Origin of the sequence: Erythrobacter oryzae (assembly GCF_030271515.1) — a bacterium.
Taxonomy (GTDB): Bacteria; Pseudomonadota; Alphaproteobacteria; order Sphingomonadales; family Sphingomonadaceae; genus Erythrobacter; species Erythrobacter oryzae.
Window position 1 is genome coordinate 303,355 of the sequence record NZ_JASCXI010000003.1, and the last position, 22,664, is coordinate 326,018.

The following is a 22,664-nucleotide window of genomic DNA, read 5'->3' on the forward strand; positions in this document are numbered from 1 at the left end:
TCTTCCGAGAGAAATATCGGCCGCCCCCTCGCCGGGCAGCGCCGCTGGGAGAGAGAACATGTCGATGCACCCGATCGCGCACGCCGCAACTCGGCCCGATCATCCGGCGGTCATCATGACCGGCTCGGGCAAGCAGATCACCTATGGGCAGATGGAGGCCGAATCGAACCGCTTCGCCCACCTGCTGCGCGCCCACGGGATCGGCGCGGGCGAGGCCTTTGCGGTGCTGCTCGAAAACCGGATCGAATATTTCACCCTGATCTGGGGCTCGCAGCGGGCGGGCACGATGCTGGTGCCGATCTCGAGCCGCCTGACCGCGCCCGAGGCCGCCTACATCATCCGCGATGCCGAGGCGAAGCTGCTGATCACCAGCGGCTATTTCACCGGGATGCTGGGCGATATCCGCAAGGAGTGCCCGGGGCTCACGGTGCTGGTGATGGACAGCGGGGACGCCGAGGACTTCGCCGCCGCCCTCGCCGCACAGCCTTCAACGCCGATCCCCGACCAGAGCGCAGGCATGGTGATGCTCTATTCCTCCGGCACCACCGGCCGCCCCAAGGGCATCCGCCCCGCCCCGCCCGCAGATCCCGATCCGCAGGCCGCGGTGCCGCTCGTCGGCCTTGCGGTGATGGGCGCCGGGATGCCGACCGACGGGTCGATGGTCTACCTCTCCCCCGCCCCGCTCTACCACGCCGCGCCGATCGGCTGGTGCTCGGTGGTGCACCGCCTGGGCGGCACGGTGGTGATGATGGAGAAGTTCGAGCCCGAAGAGGCGCTGGCCGCAATCGAGCGTTACAAGGTGACCGACAGCCAGTGGGTGCCGACCCATTTCGTGCGCTTCCTCAAGCTCGATCCCGCGGTGCGCACGAAGTACGACCTCTCCAGCCACCAGCGCGCCCTCCACGCCGCCGCGCCCTGTCCGGTGCCGATCAAGCAGGAGATGATCGACTGGTGGGGCCCCATCGTGAACGAATACTACGCCGGCAGCGAGAGCATCGGGATGACGATGATCCGCTCGCCCGACTGGCTCACCCACCCCGGCAGCGTCGGCAAGGCGATCTACGGCACGCTCCACATATGCGGGCCCGATGGCGAGGAGGTCGCGGCAGGGCAGGATGGCCTCATCTATTTCGAGAACGCGCTGCTCCCCACCTACCACAACGACCCCGCCAAGACCGCCGAGGCGATGCACCTCAAGGGCTGGATGACGCTGGGCGACATCGGGCATCTGGACGCGGACGGCTTCCTGTTCCTCACCGACCGCAAGAGCCACATGATTATCAGCGGCGGGGTCAACATCTACCCGCAGGAGATCGAGAACCTGCTCGTCACCCACGCCAAGGTGATGGACGCCGCGGTGATCGGCGCGCCCTGCCCCGACCTCGGCGAGAAGGTGGTGGCGGTGGTGCAGCCCAAGGACATGGCCCACGCCGGGCCCGATCTCGAGGCGGAGCTGCGCGAATTCCTCGCGCCGAGCCTCTCGAAGGTGAAGATGCCCAAGCTGTTCGACTTCCGCCCCGAACTCCCGCGCGAGGCCAACGGCAAGCTCTACAAGCGCGAGCTGCGCGATGAATATGCGGCCAAGGCGAAGGAAGCCGCCGCATGACCGCCGAGGCGGTGCTGTCGGGCGATCTCGCCCGCAAGGTGATCGACCCCCACGCCTATGCCGAGTGGGACGGGTTGCTCGATACCTTCGACCACATCCGCGCCACCACGCCCGTGGCCAAGGTGCAGCCCGACACGCCGGGGCTGTTCGACCCCTTCTGGCTCGTCACCCGCTATGACGATGTGATGCGGATTTCGAAGGACAATGCCGCCTTCCTCAACAACCCGCGCCCGGTGGTCTTCAGCTTCAACCAGGCGATCGAGTTCAGCCGCGCGGCAACGGGTTCGAACATGCTGGTCGATTCGCTGGTGGTGTTCGACGCGCCGGTGCATCCCAAATACCGCAAGCTGACGCAGGAATGGTTCATGCCGAGGAACCTCGCCCGGCTCGAAGACGAGCTGCGGACGCTGGCGGCGGCGACGGTTGACCGGATGCTCGCGCAGGGCTCCGAGGTGGACTTCGTCAAGGAGGTCTCCGGCCCCTACCCCTTGCGCGTCGTCATGCAGATCCTCGGGGTGCCGCCCGAGGACGAGTTCCGGATGCAGATGCTCACCCAACAGCTGTTCGGCGGGCAGGACAAGGACCTCTCGGGCACCGGCATGGACCAGATGACCCCCGAGCAGGTGGTGCAGATCGTCGCCGGGGCGGTGAAGACCTTCGAGGACTACTTCGCCGCGCTGGCCGAGGAACGCCGCCGCAATCCGACCGAGGATGTCGCCAGCGTCATCGCCAATGCGCTGGTCGACGGCCAGCCGCTGCCCCCGCGCGACATGGCGGGCTACTATATCATCGTCGCCACCGCCGGGCACGACACCACCAGCGCGAGCACGGCAGGCGCGATGCAGGCCCTCGCGCGCGACCCCGAGCAATATGCCCGCGTGCGCGCCGACCGCTCGCTGCTGCCCGGCATCGTCGAGGAAGCGATCCGCTGGACCAGCCCCGTGCAGCACTTCATGCGCACCGCGGCCGAGGACTGCGAGCTCGGCGGGCAGGCGATCAAGGCGGGCGACTGGCTGATGATCAACTACGTCGCCGCCAATCACGACCCCGCGCAGTTCCCCGATCCGCGCCGCTTCGACGCCGCGCGAAGCCCCAACCGCCACCTCGCCTTCGGCGCAGGCGCGCACCAGTGCCTTGGCCTGCATCTGGCGCGGCTGGAGATGAAGATCCTGTTCGAGGCGATCCTCGACCGCGTCGCAGCCGTCGAACCGGCGGGCGAGGCAGCCCGCGCGACCAGCACCTTCGTGGGCGGGCTGAAGACGCTGCCGCTGCGGGTGACCCCGGCCTAGAGGCTACTTCAGCAGATCCAGCGCGATTGCCCGCACCTCGGCGCCCATGTCGGGGCGGGCGAGGGCGATGGCGAGCGTCGCCTGCACAAAACCGACCTTGCTCCCGCAATCATACCGCGCGCCGTCGAAGGTGACGGCGTGGAAGGGCTGCTGGCCGATCATCTTCGCCATCGCGTCGGTGAGCTGGATCTCTCCGCCCGCGCCCTTGCCCTGGTTCTCGAGCACCCGCATCACCTCGGGTTGCAGGATGTAGCGCCCCGAAACGATTTTATTGGAAGGGGCTTCGGCGACAGGCGGCTTCTCGACCAACCCCTTCACTTCGGTCAGCGCACCATGCGAAGCGCCCGGGTCGATCACGCCGTAGGAGGACACCTGCTCCATCGGCACCTCGAGCACCGAGATGAGGTTGCCGCCGACCTCTTCGTAAGCCTCGACCATCTGCTTCATGCAGCCGGTGCCGCCTTCGCGCGCGACCATCAGCTCGTCGGGCAGGAAGATCGCGAAAGGCTCATCCCCCACGATCGCGCGCGCGCACCAGATCGCGTGGCCGAGGCCGAGCGGCACCTGCTGGCGGACCGCGATCACATCGCCCGGCGTCGCGCGGGTGGGATCGAGCACCGACAGATCCTTGCCGCGCTCGGTCATGGTCTGCTCGAGCTCGAAGGCGATGTCGAAATGCTCGACGATCCCGGTCTTGCCGCGCCCGGTGACGAAGATCATCTGCTCGATCCCCGCCTCGCGCGCCTCGTCCACAGCGTACTGGATCAGCGGGCGGTCGACCACCGGCAGCAGCTCCTTGGGGACGACCTTGGTGGCGGGCAGGAAGCGCGTGCCGAGACCGGCGACAGGGAAGACGGCTTTTCGGATCGGTTTGGGAGTCATGGCTGGCTCTCTTGTATCGTGGACGCTGGCTGGCGCGTCCGCCGTCGCCGTGCCTTGCGCCACAACGCAGGTCAATGCCAGTTCGGATTAGTCCACCTGCGCACGCGCGGGCGAGTTGCGCGGCGGGCGCATTTCGTTAAGGCGTTCACCATGGACAAGCTGATCATCAAGGGCGGCAACCGCCTCCAGGGCACCATCCCCATCTCCGGCGCGAAGAATGCGGCGCTGACGCTGATTCCCTGCGCGCTGCTGACCGAGGAGCCGCTGACGCTGCGCAACCTGCCGCGGCTTGCGGACATCGACGGGTTCCAGCACCTGATGAACCAGTTTGGCGTCACCACCGTGATCCAGGGCACGCGGCCCGAGGATTTCGGCCGGGTGATGAGCCTCGAGGCGACCCGCATCACCTCCACCGTCGCGCCCTATGACCTCGTGCGGAAGATGCGCGCGAGCATCCTCGTGCTCGGCCCGATGCTGGCGCGCGCAGGCGAGGCGACGGTTTCGATGCCCGGCGGCTGCGCGATCGGCAACCGGCCGATCGACCTGCACCTGAAGGCCCTCGAAGCCTTCGGGGCGAAGATCGAGCTCGCGGCGGGCTACGTAAAGGCGATGCAGCCCGACGGCGGGATGCCGGGGGGCGATTTCGACTTCCCGGTGGTCAGCGTCGGCGCGACCGAGAATGCACTGATGGCGGCGGTGCTGGCGAACGGCACCAGCCGCCTGTTCAACGCCGCGCGCGAGCCCGAAATCGTCGACCTGTGCAACATGCTTGTCGCAATGGGCGCGGAGATCGAGGGGATCGGCACCTCCAACCTCACCATCCACGGCGTCAAGCGCCTCCACGGCGCGACCTACCGCGTGATGCCCGACCGGATCGAGGCGGGCTCCTACGCCTGTGCCGCCGCGATCACCGGGGGCGAGGTGCGGCTTGAAGGCGCGCGCGCGGACGAGATGATGGCGACCATCCACGCCCTGCAAGCCATTGGCTGCGATGTGTCGTGGGACGCCAAGAGCATCACCGTCGGCGCGAGCGGCCCGCTGAAGGCGACCGACCTCACCACCGCCCCCTATCCCGGCCTTGCCACCGACATGCAGGCCCAGCTGATGGCACTGCTGTGCAAGGCCGAAGGGGCGAGCGTGCTCAAGGAGACGATCTTCGAGAACCGCTTCATGCACGTGCCCGAACTGGCGCGCATGGGCGCGAACATCACCACCGAGGGGCGGACTGCCGTGGTCAAGGGCGTGGAGACCCTGACGGGCGCCGAGGTCATGGCGACCGACCTGCGCGCCTCGATGAGCCTCGTCATTGCGGGGCTTGCGGCGGAGGGAGAAACCACGGTGCGCCGCCTCTACCACCTCGACCGCGGCTACGAGCGGCTCGAGGAGAAGTTGCAGCTGGTGGGCGCGGACATCGAGCGGGTGGACGATTAGTCCAAGGCCTGATGGGTAAACGCAGCGGCGTCATTGATCACGAGGAAGGCCTCGCCAAGTTGAGCCTCGCTGAGCTCGATGCAGAGATTGCGCGCTGCGAAATGATGCGGAAGATCGCGACCACGGCAAGAAGCCGCAAATCGCTCGAGAGCCGCATCCACTGGCTAGAGAGCTTTCGGGCGCGGCATTGGGAAGACTGACCGAAGATCTAGCCGTTCACCATCAGCCACACGCGGATCGCGCTGGCGAGGCCCGGCGGCGTGGGCGACTTGATCCGTTCGGCATCGATGCGCGCGACCAGTGCGGCGACGGCCAGCCCCTCGCGCGACGCGGCGGCTTTCAACATGTCCCAGAACAGCGGTTCGAGGCTGATCGAGGTCTGGTGGCCCGCGATGCTCAGCGAGCGCTTGACCGGGGGGTGATAGGGGGATGGTGTCTCCATCCCCCGCAGGTATTACGCCGCTTCGAAGTCGTCCACATATTCGGGGAGGAATACCGGCTCGCGCTCGGACCAGCCGGGGGCGGTGGCGGCGGCTTCGCTCAGCGATTGGAGCAGCAGCTTGCGGCGCTCCGGGCGGATCACCGGCAGCGCGCTCGCAGCGCAGAAGGCAGCCGGAAGATAGGGCCGCACCGCCGCGCCAAGCAGGCGTTCGTAGAGGAAGCGGAAGGCGGAGAAGCTCGCCAGCCGCTCCTGCTCCAGATCGAAGGCGGCGAGGCGCACCAGCTTGCCGAGGAAGCGCTCGACCTCGTAGGGCGTATCGTCCTGGGGGATCAACCCGCGCAGGGTCTTGAGGTCCTGATAGGCGACATATTGCCGGCGGATCGCGACATTCTCGCTCTCGGAGCGGCCCCAGCGCCGGAAGGCGTCGGTGCGGGCAAGGCCGATATCGAGGCTGCGCTTGATGTAGCGCTGCTCGGCAGGGGCGAACCCGGCAAATTCCCGCATCTCGGCAATCGGCATCATCATGGCGTGCGTCTCCTTCGGACGGGGAGAACGTCGCTGAAGATGGTTAATTTAAGGTTAGGTAGATTTCGGCTCGGAGTCTTTGTGTCCGCATCGCATCCGCGATGCGAAATCCTCGCTCACGCGACCTGAAGGTCGCATCGCTGCGGGCGCGCATTCGCGCTTGCGGCTGCTGCGCAGCCGTTTCACCGCCACACGCTGGGTTGGTTAGATGAGACCTGCGAGCGGACTGCTTGGATCAGCATACATCCGCCGCGCCATGCGTCCGGCGAGATAAGCCTCCCGCCCGGCCTCGACCGCGAGCTTCATCGCGCGGGCCATGCGGATCGGGTCTTTCGCCTCGGCGATGGCGGTGTTCATCAGGATGCCGTCGCAGCCCAGCTCCATGCCGACCGCCGCGTCCGACGCCGTGCCGACGCCTGCATCGACCAGCACCGGCACCTTGGCGCCCTCGACGATCAGGCGGATGGTCACGCGGTTCTGGATGCCGAGCCCCGAGCCGATCGGCGCGCCCAGCGGCATGATCGCGACCGCGCCCGCATCTTCCAGGTGCTTCGCCGCAATCGGATCGTCGGCGCAGTAGACCATCGGGTGGAAACCCTCCTTGGCCAGCACCTCGGTCGCCTTCAGCGTCTCGCGCATGTCGGGGTAGAGCGTGCGCGCCTCGCCCAGCACCTCGAGCTTCACGAGATCCCAGCCCCCCGCCTCGCGCGCCAGCCGCAGCGTGCGCACCGCGTCCTCTCCGGTGAAGCACCCGGCGGTGTTGGGGAGGTAAGTGATCTTCTTGGGGTCGATGAAGTCGGTCAGCATCGGCGCCTTGGGATCGCTGACGTTCACGCGACGCACCGCGACCGTGACGATCTCCGCGCCGCTGGCTTCCACCGCGGCGGCGTTCTGCTCGAAGCTCTTGTACTTGCCCGTGCCGACGATCAGCCGGCTGCGGAAAGTGCGGCCCGCGACGGTCCAGGTATCGTCATGATCGCCGCCGCCCACGAAATGCACGATCTCCAGCACATCGCCCTCGGCCAGCGCCGCGTCGCCCAAGGTCGAGCGCGGGACGATTTCGCCGTTCCTCTCCACCGCGACTTTCTCGGGCAGCAATTCCAGCTCGCGCACCAGATCGGCGATGGTCGCGGCGGCCGAGCGGTGGGGCGCGCCGTTCAGGGTGATGCTCTTGGTCATGCGCGGTGACATAGTCCCTCGCAGCCCCCGCGCAACCCGCGCGTTTTGATCAGTCGCCGGTGCGCAGGTTCATCCAGTGCGCGAAGGCAACGATGGCGACGCCTGCGAGGGTGAGCAGGAATTCGTTGGTCCCGTGCGGCACCAGCAGCGCGAGGCCCATCAGGGCGAGCCCCCCGAGCGCCACGAGGAACGGCCCGCGCCGCCCGCTCCGCAGCATCCCGCGCCCGATCGCCAGCGCGGCGACGATCAGCGCCAGCACCAGTCCGATGCGGTGGATGTTCTCGTCAAGCAGGAAGTGCCCGCCGAGGCCCAGCGCCGAGACCAGCAGCAATGTCGCCAGACAGTGCAGCACGCACAGGCCCGCCAGCCCGATCCCGAGCTGGTCGAGTCGGCGCCGCAGCGAGGGGCGACTCGCGGAAGAATGGGCATCGGGGGTCATGCTGGGAGTGCACATATGTAATGTTGTTACATTGTGCAAGGCGCACTTGCGCTTATCGCACAGCGCTTTGCGGCGAACGGGCTTGCGCACGCGCGACCGCGGGGACAAAGAGCGGTTCGCCATGGCCACCTCCGCATCCGTGTCGAACCTGTTTCCGCCCGCCACCGGAACCCGCGCCCGCCCGCTGGCGGTGGCGCGCTGGCTCGAGTGCGTGGCGCTGCTGGTCGTGATGATCGTCGTCGTCGGCGGGATCACCCGGCTGACCGAGAGCGGGCTGTCGATCACCGAGTGGAATGTCGTGAGCGGCATCCTCCCGCCGCTGACCGAGGCCCAGTGGCAGGCCGAATTCGCCAAGTACCGCCTCACCGCCGAATACCGGATGGAGAGCGGCCCGGCGGGGATGGATCTCGCCGCGTTCCAGTTCATCTTCTTCTGGGAATGGTTCCACCGCATCCTCGGGCGGCTGATCGGCATGGCCTTCCTGCTGCCGCTGGTTGTGTTCGCGGCGCGGCGCATGATCCCGGCAGGCTATGGCTGGCGGCTTGGGGCCATGTTCGCGCTGATCTGCGGACAGGGCGCGCTGGGGTGGTACATGGTGTCCTCGGGGATGGGCGCGACCAATCTCACCGACGTGAGCCACTTCCGCCTCGCCGCGCACCTGCTGACCGCGTTGTTCCTGCTGGCAGGGCTGGTGTGGACCGCGCGCGACCTGCGGCTGCTGGCGAGCGATCCGGCCGCGCGCCCCGTGCCGCTCCGACCCGGTGCGGCGCTGGTGGCGGGGGTGCTGTTCATCCAGCTGCTGCTCGGCGCTTTCGTCGCGGGCCTCAATGCGGGCCACGCGGCGAGCGACTGGCCGCTGATGAACGGGCGGCTGATTCCGGAGGCGGATTGGTCGCAGGGCGTGGCGTCCACCCTCTTCAATGATCCCTTCCTGCTCCACTTCCTGCACCGCTGGTGGGCGTGGGTGGCGGTCGCCGCGCTGGTGTGGCTGGCGCGCGCCGTGCGCAAGACCTCGCGGCTCGACAGCGTGCTGGTCCACTCTGCCTTCGGGACGATGGTGCTGCTCGGCATCGCGACGGTGATGAGCGGGGTCTCCTTGTGGATCGCCGCCGCGCACCAATTGGTCGGCGCGCTGACGGTCGTCGCCACCGTGCGCGCGATGCACTCCTACGGGCGCGCCGGATGAGCGCCGCGCTCGTCTGGTGCCCTTTCCCTGACGCTGACAGCGCCCGCGCCGCCGCCGACGCGTTGCTCGATGACGCGCTGATCGCCTGCGCCAACATCCTCGGCCCTGTCGAGAGCCGCTTCGTGTGGGAAGGCGCGCGGGCCACCGGCAGCGAGGTCGCGGTGGTGTTCAAGACCACTTCCGAGCGGCTCGATGCCGTAGTCGAACGCCTCGGCGAGCTTCACCCCTACGATACCCCAGCGATCATCGGCTGGCATGCCGACGCGGCCCATCCGGCCACCTTCGCATGGCTGGCGGGGAGCATTCCGGGCTAGCGGTATTATTTTACCGCATCGAGAAATGGCGCTTTTGCTTGACTTCGCGCCCCCCGGAAGACATTTGCGCGCCACTTCGCTCCCCCGGCTGCGGTCGGCGCGGGGTGATTCTCCCGGACATCCCCCGGCAGAGCAGTTTTGAACCAAGGACACATGCCATGAAGGCGCTCAGCAAGCAGACCCGGTCGATCAAACCGGCCGAGGTCGAAAAGAACTGGCACATCATCGACGCCGACGGTCTCGTCGTGGGTCGTCTTGCCTCGATCATCGCCAACATCCTGCGCGGCAAGACCAAGCCGAGCTACACCCCGCACGTCGATTGCGGCGATCACGTGATCGTCATCAACGTCGAAAAGGTGAAGTTCACCGGCAACAAGATGGGCGACAAGGTCTATTACAAGCACACCGGCCACCCCGGCGGCATCAAGGAAACCACCCCCGCCAAGGTGCTGGGCGGCCGTTTCCCCGAGCGCGTGCTGGAAAAGGCTGTCGAGCGCATGATTCCGCGCGGCCCCCTCGGCCGCAAGCAGATGAAGGCGCTGCACCTCTATGCCGGCACCGAGCATCCGCATGACGGCCAGAAGCCGCAGGTGCTCGACGTCGCTTCCATGAACCGCAAGAACAAGGTGGCCGCGTAATGGCTGACGAAACCAACACCGTCTCGGATCTCGCCGATCTGAAGGACATCGCCGCAAGCGTGCCGCAGGGTGACGCTGCCGAGATCGCCCGCGTCACCGCGCCGCTGCGTCAGCGCGAAGTCGATGCGCAGGGCCGCTCCTACGCCACCGGCCGCCGCAAGGACGCGGTCGCCCGCGTGTGGGTCAAACCCGGCACCGGCAAGATCACCATCAACGGCCGCGATCAGGAAACCTACTTCGCGCGCCCGACGCTGCGTCTGGTGATCAACCAGCCCTTCACCGTCACCGACCGTGCCGGCCAGTACGACGTCGTCGCCACCGTGCGCGGCGGCGGTCTGTCGGGTCAGGCGGGCGCCGTGAAGCACGGCATCGCCCAGGCCCTGACCAAGTACGAGCCCGAGCTGCGCTCCGCCGTGAAGGCCGAAGGCTTCCTCACCCGCGACAGCCGCGTGGTCGAGCGCAAGAAGTACGGCAAGGCCAAGGCCCGCCGCAGCTTCCAGTTCTCGAAGCGCTAAGGCTCTCCGATACCGGACAAGAAAGGGCGGCCCCCGCGAGGGAGCCGCCCTTTTCATTTGCCGACGCTGCAGGAGTCAGCGTTGCAGTAGCGAGAGCGCGAAGAACAACCCCGTTCCCGACAGGAACAGCGGCCACGACCAGAACATCCGCACATCGCCCAGCGAGACCAATTGGATCGCCAGAGGCCCCGCGCTGGTGCCCTGCGATCCGATAACCACCGCGATCACCGCCGAAACGATCGCGCCAAAGACCACCGACTTGATCATGTCCATCGCCTTTCCCGTAGGCGCGCCCCGGCTGGCGGCGCAGTTGGAAGGTGCAGACGCGCGTGAAAGACAATCGGGTGCATGCCGTCCCCGCGCGCCTGCCCCTATGCTATCACCAACAAAATCTTAACACGGGCGATAGAGGAAAGGTTAAGGCCGAACCCCGTATGTTTACCTAGAGCGTTTCCGCTCCCGCGCCGATCAGCCTGAGGTGCGTTTCGATCACCCCGCCGGCCTCGCATTCGATCACCCGCCAGCACGCCGGCGTCTCGTGACGCAGCCGGGTCGAGAGCGTGCCGGTGCCGATCATCCGCATCGCGTGGCCGCCCTTCTCGCGGCGCTGGTCGAAGGGGACATGGACATGGCCCGAGATCACCGCATCCGCCCCCGCCGCGGCGAGCTGCGCGAAGGCCGCATCGCCGCCGATGGTGGGGTTCTCGGGCTTGCCCTCGTCGCCCAGCAGCGGGTGATGGGCGATGACGATCACCGTTCGCAGGTCTCCGGCGGCCTTCAATGCGCCGATCGCTTCGAGCGCGCCGCGCAGCGCGGCGGGCTTCACCACCCCGTCACTCCAGGGAAAGCGGGTCTGGGCGCGCACCGTCGTGCGCAGCGGCACCAGCACCACGTCGGCGCTCGCGAACCCGTCCGCCACCGCCGCGCGCAGGGCGTTGTAGCGGCGGAAGGGGTCGGTGAAGCGCTCCCACGGGTTGTAATAGGGCATGTCGTGATTGCCCGGCTCGAGCACCACCGGCACGCCGAGGCTCGCGAACCAGTCCCGCGCGGCGGCATATTCCGAATGCTTGGCGCGCTGGGTGAGATCGCCGGTGCACACCACCGCATCGGGCTTTTCGCGAGCGACCGCCTCGGCCACGGCGGCGAGCGCAACGCGGTCCTCGACACCGAAATGGACATCGCTGATGTGGAACAGGCGGGTCGGCATGGGCGCGGTCTATAGCTTGCCGTTCAGGATAAGCCATGCCGCCCCGGCATTGACCGCGGTGTAGACCGCATAGGCCCACGCGAAGCCCGGCCAACCCCTCACCGACAGCAGCAGCGCGAAGAACAGCACCGCGAACTCGCTCAGCATCGCGGCGCGGCGGCCGAGGGTCTGGCTCGCCGCGGGCAGGCGCGCGAACAGCGGATGCCCGCGCGCGAACACAGCGCCGAAAATGGCGAAGTTGGCGATGCCGAGGAGGAAGATGAACGCGGTGGCCGGACCCATCGTCCCAATATGGCGCTACGCCGGTCGATTGGAAACCGCCATTTGTCGCCCGTTTCACGTCATTGATCATATCAATGCTGCGCCGGTCGAGCGTCCGACCGGGGTTGATCGACATCGCGATGCGACTCGCCGGGGAGGGGCGTATCAATTGTTTCAGCAGGAAGCCTGGCACCCCCGGATCGGACCCCCGCCCGATCTCAGGCCCCTGCGAGAGATGGAGGATCCCCCGATGAAAACCCTTGCGAAATCACTTCTGACCGTAGGCCTTTCGGCCGCACTCGTCACCCCCGCCTTTGCCGCGAACCCGTTCGAGGAAGCCCCGCGCCGCACCGCAGAAGTCCAGTTCGCCGATCTCGACCTCGGCACCGCCGCCGGCCAGCGCGCGCTCGACACCCGGATCGAGACCGCGATCCGCCAGGTGTGCCGCAACGTCAGCGTCAAGACCGGCACCCGGATCATGGATCAGAGCGCGCAGGAGTGCAAAGCCCGCGCCCGTGCCGAAGCCAAGCAGCAGGTCGCTGCGGTGATGGCCAGCGACGCCCAGCGCGGCGGTTGATCCGCGTAACGTTTTTGCCCCGCGCCCCCGGTGCGTGTGAGGCATCGGCCCGAACCCTTCCAGTCCCTGGGGTTCGGGCCGTTTTTTTTGGTTTTGTGGGGCTGCTGGCGCGCGAGATAACTGCGCGCCGCCCCTTACCTTCCAGCCATCGCCTTGACGCGCGCCAAGTAAGTCCGGCCGATCCGCAGCGCCTCGCCATTGACCAGCTCCGCCGACCACACGCCGAGGCCATCGTGCCTGAGGCCGCGAATATGGTCGCGGCGCAGGATCGTCGAGCGGTGGATGCGGATGAACTGTTCGGGGTCGAGCCGCTCTTCCAGCCCGGCGATGGTCTGGAGCAGCAGGTAGGAGCGCGCATTCTCGGCGCTCCCGACATGCAGGCGCACATAGTCGCGCTCGGCGTCGATCTGGTGGACCTCGCTCACCGCGATCCGCAGCAGCTCGGAGCGGTGCGGCACCCACAGCTCGTCGAGATAGCGCCCCGCCTTCTGGCGGCGCTGCCCGCGGCGGGCGACGGCGCGCTCGATCGCGCGCTCGAGCCGGTCGGCCGAGACGGGCTTCAGGACGTAATCCACTGCCTCCAGATCGAAGGCCTCGACCGCGAAGTGATCGTGGGCCGTCACGAAAATCACCACCGGCGCCTGCGGCTGCGCGGCGAAGTGGCGCGCGACACCGAGGCCGTCCAATTCCGGCATGGTCATGTCGAGCAGCACCAGATCAGGCTCGAGCTTTTCGGCCAGCCGCAACGCGGCCGCGCCGTCGCTCGCTGTGCCGACCACGCGGACGGCGGGGATCTCGGCACAGATCACCTGCACCCGCTCGACCGCGAGCGGTTCGTCGTCGACGATCAGGGTGCGCAGCGCAGTATTCTCGGTTTCGGTCTCAGGCATGACGGTTCACGGGCCTCGACAGGGGGATGCGGATTTCGGTGCAATAGCCGCCCGGGACGGGGGCTGACGAGAAGCCGATATCGGGGCCGAAGCGCGCCTCCAGCCGGTCGCGCACGTTGGCGAGGCCGATGCCGAAGCCGTGGGTGGTGCCCTGCGGCACGCCGGGGCCATCGTCGCCGACGGTGATCACGAGCCGGTCGAATTCCTCGCGCGCGGCCAGCGTGATGGTGACGGGGCGCGACACCGGCGAGACGGCATACTTGACCGAATTCTCCACCAGCGGTTGCAGGATCATCCCCGGCACGCGGCATTCCTCGAGATCGAGCGGCAGATCGAACTTCGTCACCAGCCGGGTGGGAAAGCGCACCGTCTCGATATCAAGGTAGAGCTTCTGCAGGTCGAATTCGTCGCGCAGGGAGACATCGGCGGTCGGCTCGGTGGCGAGCGAGTGGCGGTAGAAGCGGCTGATCGTCTGGATCATCCGCTCGGCGCTGTCGGCCTTGCCGGTCATCACCAGCGCGGAGAGCGAATTCAGCGTGTTGAACAGGAAATGCGGGTTCACCTGATAGCGCAGGGAGCGCAGCTCGGCGGCCTTGGCGGCGGAGCGGAACTGCTCCTCGCGCCGCTGCGCGCTGCGGGCCTGCACCCCGGCGAGCAGCGCGAAATAGGTCGAAGCCCAGGCGAGCAGCAGGAAGTAGCGCCCCAGCGCCACGTCCAACAGCTTGCGCCAGAAATCGGAATAGGTCTCGGCCGGCGCGATCATCACCGCCTGCGAATCGACCACATCCGAGTCCCCCTGCTGCTGCCCCGCCGGGCTGACGCGGCGCACGGGGACATCGACCAGCAGATTGCCGCTCTCGTCGCGGCGCAGGTTGATGTTGTATTTCTTGGCGTAGAGCTGCTCCTGTGCAAGCTCGATGTCGCGGAAGATCCACTGGTTCACCTGACCGATGGCAAGCGCGATCGGGAAGGCCAGCGCCAGCGCCGCGGCGATCTTGAGCCACAGCGGCCGCGCGTCGAACAGCCGCAGCAGCAGCCACAGCACGATCGTCAGCGCGATCCCCAAGGCGGTGATGACCAGCCGCCGCCAGCCTAGTTCGACCTGAAGCGAGAGATCGAGCACCAGGCTCGAACGGAAGGTGGTGAGCGCGAAATAGGTCGCCCACAGCACGACCATCGAGAACAGCACCGTGCGGAAGGACACGGTGGCGGCGGGTTCGGCGGGGGCGGTATCGCTCAGCGGGTTGGTTGCCATTATGCCGGACAGCGATACCGCGCCTGCCCGGCTATGGGAACCGGGCAGGGCGCAAGTTGTCGGGCGCAGACTCGCCTTGGTCGAAAGATGAACAGCCGTTCATCATCGACCAACAGCACTTAATCCCGCGGGCGGATCATGTCCGAAGGCACCACCCACTGCGCGAACTGCTCTTCGGTGAGCAGGCCGAGCGCCAGTGCCGACTCCTTCAGCGTGGTGCCTTCCGCGTGCGCCTTCTTGGCGATCTTGGCGGCATTGTCGTAGCCGATGTGGGGGTTCAATGCGGTCACCAGCATCAGGCTTTCGTTCAGAAGCTGGGTGATGCGGGTGGTGTTGGCCTCGATCCCGACCACGCAATTGTCGGTGAAGGCGTGGCTCGCATCGCCGATCAGCTTCATCGATTGCAGCACGTTGTAGATGATCACCGGCTTGAACACGTTCAGTTCCAGATGCCCGTGCGATCCGGCCACCGTCACCGCGACGTGATTGCCCATCACCTGCGCGCAGACCATCGTCATCGCCTCGCACTGGGTCGGGTTGACCTTGCCCGGCATGATCGAGGAGCCGGGCTCGTTGGCGGGGAGGCTCAGTTCGCCTAGGCCCGAGCGGGGGCCGGAGCCCAGCAGGCGGATGTCGTTGGCGATCTTCATCAGGCTGACCGCGAGGACGTTGAGCGCGCCCGAAATCTCGACCATCGCATCATGCGCGGCGAGCGCCTCGAACTTGTTGGGCGCGGTGACGAAGGGATGACCGGTCTCAGCGGCGACTTCGGCGGCGAAAGCGGTGTCGAAGCCGACCTTGGCGTTGATCCCGGTGCCAACGGCCGTCCCGCCCTGCGCCAGCTCGAGCACGCGGGGGAGCGCGGCCTCGACCCGCTTGATCCCGTAGCCGACCTGCGCGGCATACCCGGAGAATTCCTGCCCCAGCGTCATCGGGGTCGCATCCTGCAAGTGGGTGCGGCCGATCTTGACGATGTCGGCGAACTCGCTCGCCTTGGCATCGAGCGCGCCGTGGAGTTTCTTCAACGCCGGGATCAGGTGGTCCATCGCCTCGACCGCCGCGGCGATATGCATCGCGGTGGGGAAGGTGTCGTTCGACGACTGGCCCATGTTGCAGTGATCGTTGGGGTGGACGGGCGTCTTTCCGCCCTTCTTCCCCGTGAGAATCTCGTTCGCGCGGCTCGCGATCACCTCGTTGGCGTTCATGTTCGACTGAGTTCCCGATCCGGTCTGCCACACCACCAGCGGGAACTGGTCGGCGAGCGTCCCGTCGATCACCTCGCGCGCGGCCTGGACGATCGCCTCGCCGATCCCGGCATCGAGCACGCCCAGCTTCATGTTGGCCTTGGCCGCCGAAAGCTTCTGCACGCCCAGCGCGCGCACGAGGGCGGGGGGCATCTTCTCGCCGCCGATCGGGAAGTTGACGATCGAGCGCTGCGTCTGCGCGCCCCAGTGCATGTTGGCCGGAACCGCCACTTCGCCCAGCGAATCGGTCTCGATCCGCACGTCACCGCCGTTTGTCGCCCCATTGCCTGCCATGTCACTCATCGAAGCCATCCCTCACTAAGTCGATTTGCGCCCCACTGGGTTACGCGCTCCCCTAAGCCCCAGCTTGGACGGGGTCAAAGGCGTAAAATCGTCAGGCTATCCGCACGCGGATCGCGGGCAAAAGCCTTGGAAGCGCGCGGCAGCACGTTTAAGGAGAGGGTTGACCGGCTGTATTGCGACCCTAATACAGTCACCCGAGAAATGATGAGCACCATGACGCAGACCCTTCCCGACACCCGAACCGCCCGCCGCGCGATGATCGACAGCCAGCTGCGCACCAGCGGCGTGAACGAGGAATATGTGCTTGCCCGGATGCTCGCCGTCCCGCGCGAGGACTTCCTTCCGGCCGAGAAAGCCGCGCAGGCCTATATCGACCGCGCGGTTTCGCTGGGCGAAGGCGGCCACCTCGCGAGCCCGCTGTTCTACGGCAAGCTGCTGCTCGAAGCCGCGCCTGCGCCGGAGACCCGTGTGCTGGTGGTGAGCGGCGGCACCGGCTACCTCGCCGCGCTGATCGCGCCGCTGGCGGGCAGCGTCACCGAAGTCACCGCCGCCGAAGCTGCCGCCTTGCAGGGCGCGGGCGAATATGACCTTGTCGTCGTCGACGGCGCGATCGAGCAGCTGCCCGAGGGGCTCGCCGCCGCGCTGGCCGAGAATGGCCGGATCGTCACCGGCCTCGTGCTGCGCCAGGTCACCCGCCTCGCCTCGGGCCGGAAGATCGCCGGCACCGTCAGCCTCCAGCCGCTCGAGGATCTCGGCATCCCCGTGCTCGCCGCCTTCGCCGCGCCCAAGCGCTGGACCTTCGCGTGACGGCTCGCCCCGCCTCGCTCAAGCTGGCCGCAACGGCGAGCCTGCTGGCGCTCACCGCGCTGGCCGCGCCCGCCCATGCCGACGACCTGCGCGAGGCGCTGGCCGCCGCCTACAACACCAACCCCTCGCTCGAGAACGCGCGGGCCACCAAGCGCGCCAATGACGAGAACGTGCCGATCGCGCGCGCGCAGGGCCTGCCCACGCTCGATGTCACCGCGACCCATATCGAGTTCCTGCGCCAGTCGGCCAACTCCTTCACCGCGCCCGAGCGCAACCTCGGGGTGACCGCGGCGCTGGTCATGCCGATCTATTCGGGCGGCGCGGTGCGCAACAACATCGCCGCCGCCAAGGAGCGGGTCGAGGCGAACGAGGCTGACCTGCGCAATGTCGAGAGCTCGCTCTTCGCGCAGGTCGTCGCCGCCTATATGGACGTGCTGCGGACCGAGGCGCTGGTCGCTCTGGCGACCAATCAGGTGCAGGTGCTGCGGACCAATCTCGAGGCGACCAGCGACCGCTTCCAGATCGGCGATCTGACCATCACCGACGTCGCCCAGTCGCGCTCGCGCCTCGCGCTGGCGGAAGGCGATCTGCAAACCGCCGAGGCCAACCTCATCAACGCGCGCGAGACCTATATCCGGCTCGTCGGGCAAGCCCCGGGCGAGCTCGAAGCGCCGCCGCCGCTGCCGGGCCTGCCCGATACGGTGGGTCAGGCGATCGTCACCGCGCTCGAGAACAACCCCGCGCTCGATGCCGCGCGCCAGCGGGCCGAGGCGGCAGGTTTCGACACCAAGGCCGCCGGAGCCGGACGCCTGCCGACCGTCTCGCTGTTCAGCAACGGCCAGTACAGCGATTTCTACGGCACTCTCGGCGGCCCGGTCGCGGCGCAGTTCGCGCAGAGCGAGAAGACAGCCAACGCCGGGGTGCGGATCACCATCCCGATCTTCCAGGGCGGCCTTCCCGCCGCCCGCCAGCGGCAGGCCGGCGCGCGCGAGAGCGCGGCGCTGGAGGACGTGATCCTCAACGAACGCCAGATCATCGCCGATACCCGCGCGACCTATGCCGCGTGGCAGGCCGCCAATGGCGTGATCAAGAGCGCACAGGCCGCGGTCGAAGCGGCCGAACTCAGCCTTGAAGGCCTTCGCGCGGAAAACTCGATCGGCAACCGCCAGATTCTCGACGTGCTCAACGGCGAGCAGGAGCTGGTGCAGGCCCGCGCCCAGCTGGTGACCGCGCGGCGCAACGCCTATGTCGCCGGGTTCAACCTGCTGGTGCTGATGGGCAAGGCCGAGGCGCGCGATCTCAACCTCGATGTCGGCGGGCCGCTCTATGACCCGACGATCAATTCCGAGCGGGTCAGCAGCAAGATGAACGACTGGGACCGCGATCCCGAACCTGCTGCGAAATCGACCAGAACCGTTGACATCCCCCCCGCCACGGCGACAATCGGCCCGCAATTGCTGCCCGGCGAATGATCGCCGTCCCGATTCGGGACTTTGCGGCAGGTTTACGGGGCGAATGATGGGCCAGGATAACGGGCAGGGTGGCGAGGCTTCGGTCGAGGAGATCCTCGAATCGATCAAGAAGGTGATCGCCCGCGACAACCGCGTCGGCGCGATGGAAGCGCGGCGGCGGCGGATGCTCGTTGCGGAGGACGATGCCGTCCAGCCCGCCCCGCTCGCCCGCACCCACAAGGTGCGCGATGCCGAGGAAGTGCTCGACCTGTCGGAAATGGAGCTTCCTGCCGAGGCGCCCGCCCAGACCCCGGCCCAGACCCCGGCAATGCCGCTCACCCAGACCGAGGAAGCCCCGCTGATCGCCGATCAGGTGCGCGATGCGATGCAGGAGAACCTCGCCGCGCTCGCCATGCTGGCCGAGCCGCCCGCCCGCCCGCAGATCGTGCGCTCGGGCGAGACCTCGCTCGAAGGCCTGACCCGCGAGTTGTTGCGCCCGATGCTGGCGGAGTGGCTCGAGGCGAACCTCCCCGCGATGGTCGAAAGCCTCGTGCAGGCGGAAATCGCCCGGATCGTCGGCAAGCGCCGCTGAGCATAACCCTTGGGCTAGCGCCGGGGGCGCAGGAGGTCTAACGCCTCCGGCCATGCGTCATCTCACAGCTTTCGGCGCGCTGGTCGCCGCTATCGCTTTCTCGGCCCCGCTCGCCGCCGAGGATCTGTCCGCCCGCGCGCAGGCCGCCTCGGTCGTCCCCGGAGTCGCCGCGCCGCCGATGACCGCCGAGGATCTGGTCACCCTCCCGCGCCTCGGGGCACCGGCGGTCAACAAGGAGGGCACGCTGGCGGTCTACAGCGTGACCGTGACCGATCCGGCGACACTCAAGCGGTCGCCGACGCATTACCTGATCGACCTCACCAAGCCGGGTGCGGTGCCGGTCGCGCTCGACCTCGGGCTCAAGGCCTCGGACCTCGCCTTCGGGCCGGACGGGGCGCTCTATTTCCTGAGCAGCGAGACGAACCTGATCTCCGCCCAAAGCCTGCCCTTGACCCTGTCGCGGGTGTGGCGGGTGACGCTGGCGAAAGATGGAAAAGCCGGGACCCCCGAGCTCGTCACACCGCAGACCGCGCGCGACATCGCGGGCTTCAAGCTCGCCCCCGATGGCGCGCGGCTCGCCGTGTGGGGCGAGGTGCCGCGCGAATGCCCGACTTTCGGCTGCGCCGACGCGGCGACGCCCTACACCCCCGGCCCCGGCACCGGACGCCTCTACGACGCCAAGGACGGCTTCGTGCGCCACTGGGACCGTTGGGCGACCCCGGGCCTCCACAACCGCATCTTCGTCTACCCGCTTAGCGGTGGCGTCGCCACGGGCGAGGGTGAGCCGGTCGACGGCAAGGACCCCGCCACCGGCATCATCGCCGACACCCCCACCATGCCCTTCGGCGGCGCGGAGGAGATCGCCTTCTCGCCCGACGGCAAATGGGTCTACTTCACCGCGCGGCTATCGGACGCGGAGGAGCCGGGATCGACCAATCTCGACATCTACGTCACCGATTTCAGCGAGGACATGCCGCTCAAGGTCTCGGACAACGACGCCACCGACACCGCGCCGACCCCCTCGCCCGATGGCCGCTGGCTGGCGTGGCTGGCGATGGAGCGCCCGACCTACGAGGCGGACAGGCAGGTCGTGGTGCTGCTCGACCGCAAGACCGGCGCCCGCCGCGCGCTGACCCGCGACACCGACCTCTCCTTTGGCAGCCTCGCATGGAGCGCCGACGGCAAGAGCCTGATCGCCACCGCGCAGAAGGTGCTCGACACCCCCGCCTTCCGCATCGACATCGCCACCGGCAAGGTGACCGAGCTCAACCTGATGGCGGGGAACGAGGCGCATATTTCGAACCTCGTCCCCCTGCCCGGTGGCCGCGCGCTGTTCACCCGCGATTCGATCGGCCAGCCGGCCGAGCTGTTCCTGTCGGACGGCATGGGGCAGGCCCGCCCGCTCACCGATGTCGCCACCACCCGCATGGGGGCGATGGCCAGCATCGTCACCCGCCGCTTCAGCTTCACCGGGGCGAACGGCGACACGGTGTGGGGCCAGCTCACCCGCCTCGCCGACCAGACCGGGCCGATCCCGGCGATCCTCTACATCCACGGCGGGCCGCAAGGGAGCTTCAACGACAGCTGGTCGAACCGCTGGAACCCCCGGGTGCTGGCTTCGCAGGGCTATGCGGTGATCTCGGTCGATTTCCACGGGTCGACCGGCTACGGGCAGGCCTTCACCGACGCGATCAACAAGAACTGGGGCGGCTGGCCGCTCGAGGACCTGCAAAAGGGCTTTGCCGCCGGCATCGCGCTCGACCCGCAGATCGACGGTGACAAGGCCTGCGCGATGGGCGCGAGCTACGGCGGCTACATGGTCAACTGGATCGCGGGCAACTGGCCCGACCGCTTCCGCTGCATCGTCCAGCACGACGGCATCTTCGACAACCGCTCGATGTATTATTCGACCGAGGAACTGTGGTTCCCGCGCTGGGATCATGGCGGGACCTACGAGCAGGCGAAGGACGTCTACGAGAAGTGGAACCCCGCCAACCACGTAGACAAGTGGAAGACGCCGATGCTGGTCGTCACCGGCCAGAAGGACTACCGCGTGCCCTATTCGCAGGGGTTGATGAGCTTCACCGCCCTCCAGGAACGCGGCATCCCCGCGCAATTGCTGGTCTTCCCCGACGAGAACCACTGGGTGCTGGGCGCGAAGAACTCGCTGCAATGGCACCAGACGGTGTTCGCCTGGCTCGACCGCTGGCTGAACCGCGAGGCCGCGGGAGTGGACGGCAAGTGAGCCGCAAGGAACTCGAATCCGCGCGCCATTCGCTCGCCAAGCATTTCGGCGATCCCGAACAGGGGACCGCGATCCGGCGCCACATCATGCTCTGCGCGCTGTCCGAGAAGCAGAAATGCTGCTCGCGCGAGGCCGGCGAGGAGGCGTGGGGCTTCCTCAAGTCGCGGCTGAAGGAGCTGGGGCTGGTCGGCCCGCAGCGCACCGGCGAGAGCAAACGCGGCGCAGGCGGCGGGGTGCAGCGCACCAAGGCCGATTGCCTCCAGATCTGCGCGGCCGGGCCCGTCGCGGTCGTGTGGCCGGACGGGGTGTGGTACCACTCGTGCAGCCCCAAGGTGCTCGAGCGGATCATTCAGGAACACCTGATCGGCGGCGTTCCGGTGGAGGATTACCGGCTCAATCCCCCCTCCCCTTCAGGGGAGGGGTAGGGGGTGGGGGCGCGAGCCGGAGGCTCGCGCCTGCTTCAGCACCCTCAGTCCTCCCGCGGGCTCCACAGCTCGTCGCGTTCCGGCATCTGGTTGTCGACCGATTCGTCGTGGCCGGTGCCGTTGGAGAGGAACACCAGCCCCATCAGCCCCCCGCCGAGCAGCATGGTAAGGCTGATCCCCAGCGCCACCGCTATATAAAAATGCACTGAAATCATGCCATTATAGGCAAACAGCAAGCCCATCGCGGTCGCCACCACCAGCACCGTCGCGGCGAGCAGCCATTTCATGATCTGGCGGTAGCGCGCCCAGGCGTGGGCGGCGTTCACGGGATCGTCGAGCGGGGACTTGCGGGTCATGGCTCCCGACATGGCCCGCCCCCTGCCGCAATGCAACGCGCGAAAGCTGCAAGGCCCCGCGCACGCGGTGCAACGGCGGATTCGCTTTTTCGTCAGGCTCATGGCACTTTCCCTCTCCGGTAGAGAGGGAGACTCGCCATGACCATTGCCCGCATCATCGCTCAACGCACCTCAGGCGACATCATCGCCTGCGATTGCACCACCCCGGTCTCGGAAGTGGTGCAGACCCTCGCCGCCAAGCGCATCGGCGCGCTGCCGGTGCTGCGCGAGGGGCGCGTCGTCGGCATCGTCTCGGAGCGCGACGTGATCTACCGCCTCGCCGACCGGGGGAAGGAGTGCCTCGATGTCGCGGTCGAGGAGATCATGACCTCGCCCGCCGTCACGGTCGAACCCGGCACCACCATCGACGAGGCCTTGGGCATGATGACCCGCCGCCGCTTCCGCCACTTCCCGGTGGTCGAAAATGGCGAGCTGGTCGCCTTCATCTCGATCGGCGACCTCGTGAAGCACAAGATGGACCAGGTGCAGGGCGAGGCCGAGGCGCTGCGCAACTACATCACCGCGGCGTGACCGCTTGAGAAGCAGGGTCAGGCCCACTAGATTGT

General features: G+C 67.7%; 28 protein-coding genes. 15 read left to right on the plus strand and 13 right to left on the minus strand.

The window, feature by feature from the left end:
- Nucleotides 1-64: 64 nt before the first annotated feature.
- Complete coding sequence (locus tag PFX90_RS10305) at nt 65-1,606, plus strand: acyl-CoA synthetase (RefSeq protein ID WP_285712843.1); 1,542 nt, start codon at nt 65-67, stop codon at nt 1,604-1,606.
- A complete protein-coding gene (locus tag PFX90_RS10310; RefSeq protein ID WP_285712351.1) occupies nt 1,603-2,895 on the plus strand; it encodes a cytochrome P450 in 1,293 nt (430 codons plus the stop codon). Before PFX90_RS10305 ends, PFX90_RS10310 begins: the two co-directional genes overlap by 4 nt.
- 3 nt (nt 2,896-2,898) lie before the next feature.
- On the opposite strand, the gene PFX90_RS10315 is transcribed toward PFX90_RS10310, so the two are convergent.
- Nucleotides 2,899-3,777 carry a UTP--glucose-1-phosphate uridylyltransferase gene (locus PFX90_RS10315; protein WP_285712352.1) on the minus strand — a complete coding sequence of 293 codons (879 nt, stop codon included), beginning with the start codon at nt 3,775-3,777 and terminating at the stop codon, nt 2,899-2,901.
- Nucleotides 3,778-3,927: 150 nt separating this feature from the next.
- On the opposite strand from PFX90_RS10315, the gene murA reads away from it, so the two are divergent.
- Both murA and PFX90_RS10325 read left to right on the plus strand, forming a co-directional pair.
- On the plus strand, nt 3,928-5,208 hold the full coding sequence (gene murA, locus PFX90_RS10320) for a UDP-N-acetylglucosamine 1-carboxyvinyltransferase (protein WP_285712353.1): 1,281 nt from the start codon (nt 3,928-3,930) through the stop codon (nt 5,206-5,208).
- An 11-nt stretch (nt 5,209-5,219) separates the two neighbouring features.
- Nucleotides 5,220-5,408 carry a hypothetical protein gene (locus PFX90_RS10325; protein ID WP_285712354.1) on the plus strand — a complete coding sequence of 63 codons (189 nt, stop codon included), beginning with the start codon at nt 5,220-5,222 and terminating at the stop codon, nt 5,406-5,408.
- 8 nt (nt 5,409-5,416) lie between these two features.
- Here the strand turns inward: PFX90_RS10325 and PFX90_RS10330 are convergent, their stop codons facing one another.
- From PFX90_RS10330 to PFX90_RS10345, 4 genes are all read right to left on the minus strand, one after another.
- On the minus strand, nt 5,417-5,650 hold the full coding sequence (locus tag PFX90_RS10330) for a ribbon-helix-helix domain-containing protein (protein WP_285712355.1): 234 nt from the start codon (nt 5,648-5,650) through the stop codon (nt 5,417-5,419).
- A 12-nt stretch (nt 5,651-5,662) separates the two neighbouring features.
- Nucleotides 5,663-6,175 (minus strand): hypothetical protein, encoded by a 513-nt coding sequence (locus PFX90_RS10335; RefSeq protein ID WP_285712356.1) that lies wholly within the window; start codon nt 6,173-6,175, stop codon nt 5,663-5,665.
- Between the two features lie 204 nt (nt 6,176-6,379).
- A complete protein-coding gene (thiS, locus tag PFX90_RS10340) occupies nt 6,380-7,354 on the minus strand; it encodes a sulfur carrier protein ThiS (protein ID WP_285712357.1) in 975 nt (324 codons plus the stop codon).
- A gap of 49 nt (nt 7,355-7,403) precedes the next feature.
- Complete coding sequence (locus PFX90_RS10345) at nt 7,404-7,793, minus strand: MerC domain-containing protein (RefSeq protein WP_285712358.1); 390 nt, start codon at nt 7,791-7,793, stop codon at nt 7,404-7,406.
- Nucleotides 7,794-7,914: 121 nt separating this feature from the next.
- Between PFX90_RS10345 and PFX90_RS10350 the strand changes: the two genes are divergently transcribed.
- The 4 genes from PFX90_RS10350 (at nt 7,915) to rpsI (ending at nt 10,446) form a co-directional block, all read left to right on the plus strand.
- Nucleotides 7,915-8,979, plus strand: coding sequence for a COX15/CtaA family protein (locus tag PFX90_RS10350; protein ID WP_285712359.1), 1,065 nt, complete (start codon nt 7,915-7,917; stop codon nt 8,977-8,979).
- Nucleotides 8,976-9,293 (plus strand): divalent-cation tolerance protein CutA, encoded by a 318-nt coding sequence (gene cutA, locus PFX90_RS10355; protein WP_285712360.1) that lies wholly within the window; start codon nt 8,976-8,978, stop codon nt 9,291-9,293. The genes PFX90_RS10350 and cutA overlap by 4 nt, the downstream gene beginning before the upstream one ends.
- 158 nt (nt 9,294-9,451) lie before the next feature.
- Entirely contained in the window at nt 9,452-9,931 is a 480-nt protein-coding gene (gene rplM / locus PFX90_RS10360) for a 50S ribosomal protein L13 (protein ID WP_285712361.1), read from the plus strand.
- Nucleotides 9,931-10,446 carry a 30S ribosomal protein S9 gene (gene rpsI, locus PFX90_RS10365; RefSeq protein ID WP_285712362.1) on the plus strand — a complete coding sequence of 172 codons (516 nt, stop codon included), beginning with the start codon at nt 9,931-9,933 and terminating at the stop codon, nt 10,444-10,446. The genes rplM and rpsI overlap by 1 nt, the downstream gene beginning before the upstream one ends.
- 75 nt (nt 10,447-10,521) lie before the next feature.
- Here the strand turns inward: rpsI and PFX90_RS10370 are convergent, their stop codons facing one another.
- The 3 genes from PFX90_RS10370 to PFX90_RS10380 all read right to left on the minus strand — a co-directional run bounded on the left by PFX90_RS10370 (nt 10,522) and on the right by PFX90_RS10380 (nt 11,935).
- Nucleotides 10,522-10,713, minus strand: a complete 192-nt coding sequence (locus PFX90_RS10370; RefSeq protein ID WP_285712363.1) for a hypothetical protein — start codon at nt 10,711-10,713, stop codon at nt 10,522-10,524.
- 175 nt (nt 10,714-10,888) lie between these two features.
- On the minus strand, nt 10,889-11,653 hold the full coding sequence (locus PFX90_RS10375) for a metallophosphoesterase family protein (RefSeq protein ID WP_285712364.1): 765 nt from the start codon (nt 11,651-11,653) through the stop codon (nt 10,889-10,891).
- Between the two features lie 9 nt (nt 11,654-11,662).
- Nucleotides 11,663-11,935, minus strand: coding sequence for a hypothetical protein (locus tag PFX90_RS10380; protein WP_285712365.1), 273 nt, complete (start codon nt 11,933-11,935; stop codon nt 11,663-11,665).
- Between the two features lie 229 nt (nt 11,936-12,164).
- Between PFX90_RS10380 and PFX90_RS10385 the strand changes: the two genes are divergently transcribed.
- Nucleotides 12,165-12,491 (plus strand): UrcA family protein, encoded by a 327-nt coding sequence (locus PFX90_RS10385; RefSeq protein ID WP_285712366.1) that lies wholly within the window; start codon nt 12,165-12,167, stop codon nt 12,489-12,491.
- Nucleotides 12,492-12,625: 134 nt separating this feature from the next.
- On the opposite strand, the gene PFX90_RS10390 is transcribed toward PFX90_RS10385, so the two are convergent.
- From PFX90_RS10390 to PFX90_RS10405, 4 genes are all read right to left on the minus strand, one after another.
- Nucleotides 12,626-13,381, minus strand: coding sequence for a LytR/AlgR family response regulator transcription factor (locus PFX90_RS10390; RefSeq protein WP_285712367.1), 756 nt, complete (start codon nt 13,379-13,381; stop codon nt 12,626-12,628).
- Nucleotides 13,374-14,636, minus strand: coding sequence for a sensor histidine kinase (locus tag PFX90_RS10395; protein ID WP_285712368.1), 1,263 nt, complete (start codon nt 14,634-14,636; stop codon nt 13,374-13,376). Before PFX90_RS10395 ends, PFX90_RS10390 begins: the two co-directional genes overlap by 8 nt.
- A gap of 119 nt (nt 14,637-14,755) precedes the next feature.
- A complete protein-coding gene (gene fumC / locus PFX90_RS10400; RefSeq protein ID WP_285712370.1) occupies nt 14,756-16,183 on the minus strand; it encodes a class II fumarate hydratase in 1,428 nt (475 codons plus the stop codon).
- Nucleotides 16,184-16,257: 74 nt separating this feature from the next.
- Complete coding sequence (locus PFX90_RS10405; RefSeq protein ID WP_285712371.1) at nt 16,258-16,398, minus strand: hypothetical protein; 141 nt, start codon at nt 16,396-16,398, stop codon at nt 16,258-16,260.
- On the opposite strand from PFX90_RS10405, the gene PFX90_RS10410 reads away from it, so the two are divergent.
- Genes PFX90_RS10410 through PFX90_RS10430 form a run of 5 tightly spaced genes read left to right on the plus strand, consistent with a single transcriptional unit; the run spans nt 16,397 to nt 21,703 of the window.
- Entirely contained in the window at nt 16,397-16,990 is a 594-nt protein-coding gene (locus PFX90_RS10410) for a protein-L-isoaspartate O-methyltransferase family protein (RefSeq protein ID WP_285712372.1), read from the plus strand. The two genes, PFX90_RS10405 and PFX90_RS10410, sit on opposite strands and share 2 nt — an antisense overlap.
- The gene (locus PFX90_RS10415) at nt 16,987-18,462 is read left to right on the plus strand and encodes a TolC family outer membrane protein (RefSeq protein ID WP_285712373.1); all 1,476 of its coding nucleotides are present in this window, start codon (nt 16,987-16,989) and stop codon (nt 18,460-18,462) included. The genes PFX90_RS10410 and PFX90_RS10415 overlap by 4 nt, the downstream gene beginning before the upstream one ends.
- 46 nt (nt 18,463-18,508) lie before the next feature.
- A complete protein-coding gene (locus tag PFX90_RS10420) occupies nt 18,509-19,033 on the plus strand; it encodes a DUF2497 domain-containing protein (protein WP_285712845.1) in 525 nt (174 codons plus the stop codon).
- Between the two features lie 52 nt (nt 19,034-19,085).
- On the plus strand, nt 19,086-21,278 hold the full coding sequence (locus PFX90_RS10425; protein ID WP_285712374.1) for a S9 family peptidase: 2,193 nt from the start codon (nt 19,086-19,088) through the stop codon (nt 21,276-21,278).
- Entirely contained in the window at nt 21,275-21,703 is a 429-nt protein-coding gene (locus tag PFX90_RS10430) for a (2Fe-2S) ferredoxin domain-containing protein (RefSeq protein WP_285712375.1), read from the plus strand. Before PFX90_RS10425 ends, PFX90_RS10430 begins: the two co-directional genes overlap by 4 nt.
- A 44-nt stretch (nt 21,704-21,747) precedes the next feature.
- Here PFX90_RS10430 and PFX90_RS10435 read toward each other — a convergent pair whose 3' ends face one another.
- Nucleotides 21,748-22,059 (minus strand): hypothetical protein, encoded by a 312-nt coding sequence (locus PFX90_RS10435; protein ID WP_285712377.1) that lies wholly within the window; start codon nt 22,057-22,059, stop codon nt 21,748-21,750.
- A gap of 138 nt (nt 22,060-22,197) precedes the next feature.
- Between PFX90_RS10435 and PFX90_RS10440 the strand changes: the two genes are divergently transcribed.
- Nucleotides 22,198-22,629, plus strand: a complete 432-nt coding sequence (locus tag PFX90_RS10440) for a CBS domain-containing protein (RefSeq protein ID WP_285712378.1) — start codon at nt 22,198-22,200, stop codon at nt 22,627-22,629.
- Nucleotides 22,630-22,664 lie beyond the last annotated feature (35 nt).

What these genes read in the sequence shown, in the direction of transcription:
- PFX90_RS10395 (WP_285712368.1), bottom strand. Translation starts at nt 14,636, where the DNA reads ATGGCAACCAACCCGCTGAGCGATACCGCCCCCGCCGAACCCGCCGCC.
- PFX90_RS10380 (WP_285712365.1), bottom strand. Translation starts at nt 11,935, where the DNA reads ATGGGTCCGGCCACCGCGTTCATCTTCCTCCTCGGCATCGCCAACTTC.
- PFX90_RS10435 (WP_285712377.1), bottom strand. Translation starts at nt 22,059, where the DNA reads ATGACCCGCAAGTCCCCGCTCGACGATCCCGTGAACGCCGCCCACGCC.
- rpsI (WP_285712362.1), top strand. Translation starts at nt 9,931, where the DNA reads ATGGCTGACGAAACCAACACCGTCTCGGATCTCGCCGATCTGAAGGAC.
- PFX90_RS10330 (WP_285712355.1), bottom strand. Translation starts at nt 5,650, where the DNA reads ATGGAGACACCATCCCCCTATCACCCCCCGGTCAAGCGCTCGCTGAGC.
- PFX90_RS10305 (WP_285712843.1), top strand. Translation starts at nt 65, where the DNA reads ATGCACCCGATCGCGCACGCCGCAACTCGGCCCGATCATCCGGCGGTC.
- PFX90_RS10420 (WP_285712845.1), top strand. Translation starts at nt 18,509, where the DNA reads ATGGGCCAGGATAACGGGCAGGGTGGCGAGGCTTCGGTCGAGGAGATC.
- PFX90_RS10385 (WP_285712366.1), top strand. Translation starts at nt 12,165, where the DNA reads ATGAAAACCCTTGCGAAATCACTTCTGACCGTAGGCCTTTCGGCCGCA.
- PFX90_RS10315 (WP_285712352.1), bottom strand. Translation starts at nt 3,777, where the DNA reads ATGACTCCCAAACCGATCCGAAAAGCCGTCTTCCCTGTCGCCGGTCTC.
- cutA (WP_285712360.1), top strand. Translation starts at nt 8,976, where the DNA reads ATGAGCGCCGCGCTCGTCTGGTGCCCTTTCCCTGACGCTGACAGCGCC.
- PFX90_RS10325 (WP_285712354.1), top strand. Translation starts at nt 5,220, where the DNA reads ATGGGTAAACGCAGCGGCGTCATTGATCACGAGGAAGGCCTCGCCAAG.
- PFX90_RS10410 (WP_285712372.1), top strand. Translation starts at nt 16,397, where the DNA reads ATGACGCAGACCCTTCCCGACACCCGAACCGCCCGCCGCGCGATGATC.
- PFX90_RS10390 (WP_285712367.1), bottom strand. Translation starts at nt 13,381, where the DNA reads ATGCCTGAGACCGAAACCGAGAATACTGCGCTGCGCACCCTGATCGTC.
- PFX90_RS10425 (WP_285712374.1), top strand. Translation starts at nt 19,086, where the DNA reads ATGCGTCATCTCACAGCTTTCGGCGCGCTGGTCGCCGCTATCGCTTTC.
- PFX90_RS10375 (WP_285712364.1), bottom strand. Translation starts at nt 11,653, where the DNA reads ATGCCGACCCGCCTGTTCCACATCAGCGATGTCCATTTCGGTGTCGAG.
- fumC (WP_285712370.1), bottom strand. Translation starts at nt 16,183, where the DNA reads ATGAGTGACATGGCAGGCAATGGGGCGACAAACGGCGGTGACGTGCGG.
- PFX90_RS10335 (WP_285712356.1), bottom strand. Translation starts at nt 6,175, where the DNA reads ATGATGATGCCGATTGCCGAGATGCGGGAATTTGCCGGGTTCGCCCCT.
- PFX90_RS10350 (WP_285712359.1), top strand. Translation starts at nt 7,915, where the DNA reads ATGGCCACCTCCGCATCCGTGTCGAACCTGTTTCCGCCCGCCACCGGA.
- PFX90_RS10440 (WP_285712378.1), top strand. Translation starts at nt 22,198, where the DNA reads ATGACCATTGCCCGCATCATCGCTCAACGCACCTCAGGCGACATCATC.
- murA (WP_285712353.1), top strand. Translation starts at nt 3,928, where the DNA reads ATGGACAAGCTGATCATCAAGGGCGGCAACCGCCTCCAGGGCACCATC.
- PFX90_RS10310 (WP_285712351.1), top strand. Translation starts at nt 1,603, where the DNA reads ATGACCGCCGAGGCGGTGCTGTCGGGCGATCTCGCCCGCAAGGTGATC.
- rplM (WP_285712361.1), top strand. Translation starts at nt 9,452, where the DNA reads ATGAAGGCGCTCAGCAAGCAGACCCGGTCGATCAAACCGGCCGAGGTC.
- PFX90_RS10405 (WP_285712371.1), bottom strand. Translation starts at nt 16,398, where the DNA reads ATGGTGCTCATCATTTCTCGGGTGACTGTATTAGGGTCGCAATACAGC.
- PFX90_RS10345 (WP_285712358.1), bottom strand. Translation starts at nt 7,793, where the DNA reads ATGACCCCCGATGCCCATTCTTCCGCGAGTCGCCCCTCGCTGCGGCGC.
- PFX90_RS10370 (WP_285712363.1), bottom strand. Translation starts at nt 10,713, where the DNA reads ATGATCAAGTCGGTGGTCTTTGGCGCGATCGTTTCGGCGGTGATCGCG.
- thiS (WP_285712357.1), bottom strand. Translation starts at nt 7,354, where the DNA reads ATGACCAAGAGCATCACCCTGAACGGCGCGCCCCACCGCTCGGCCGCC.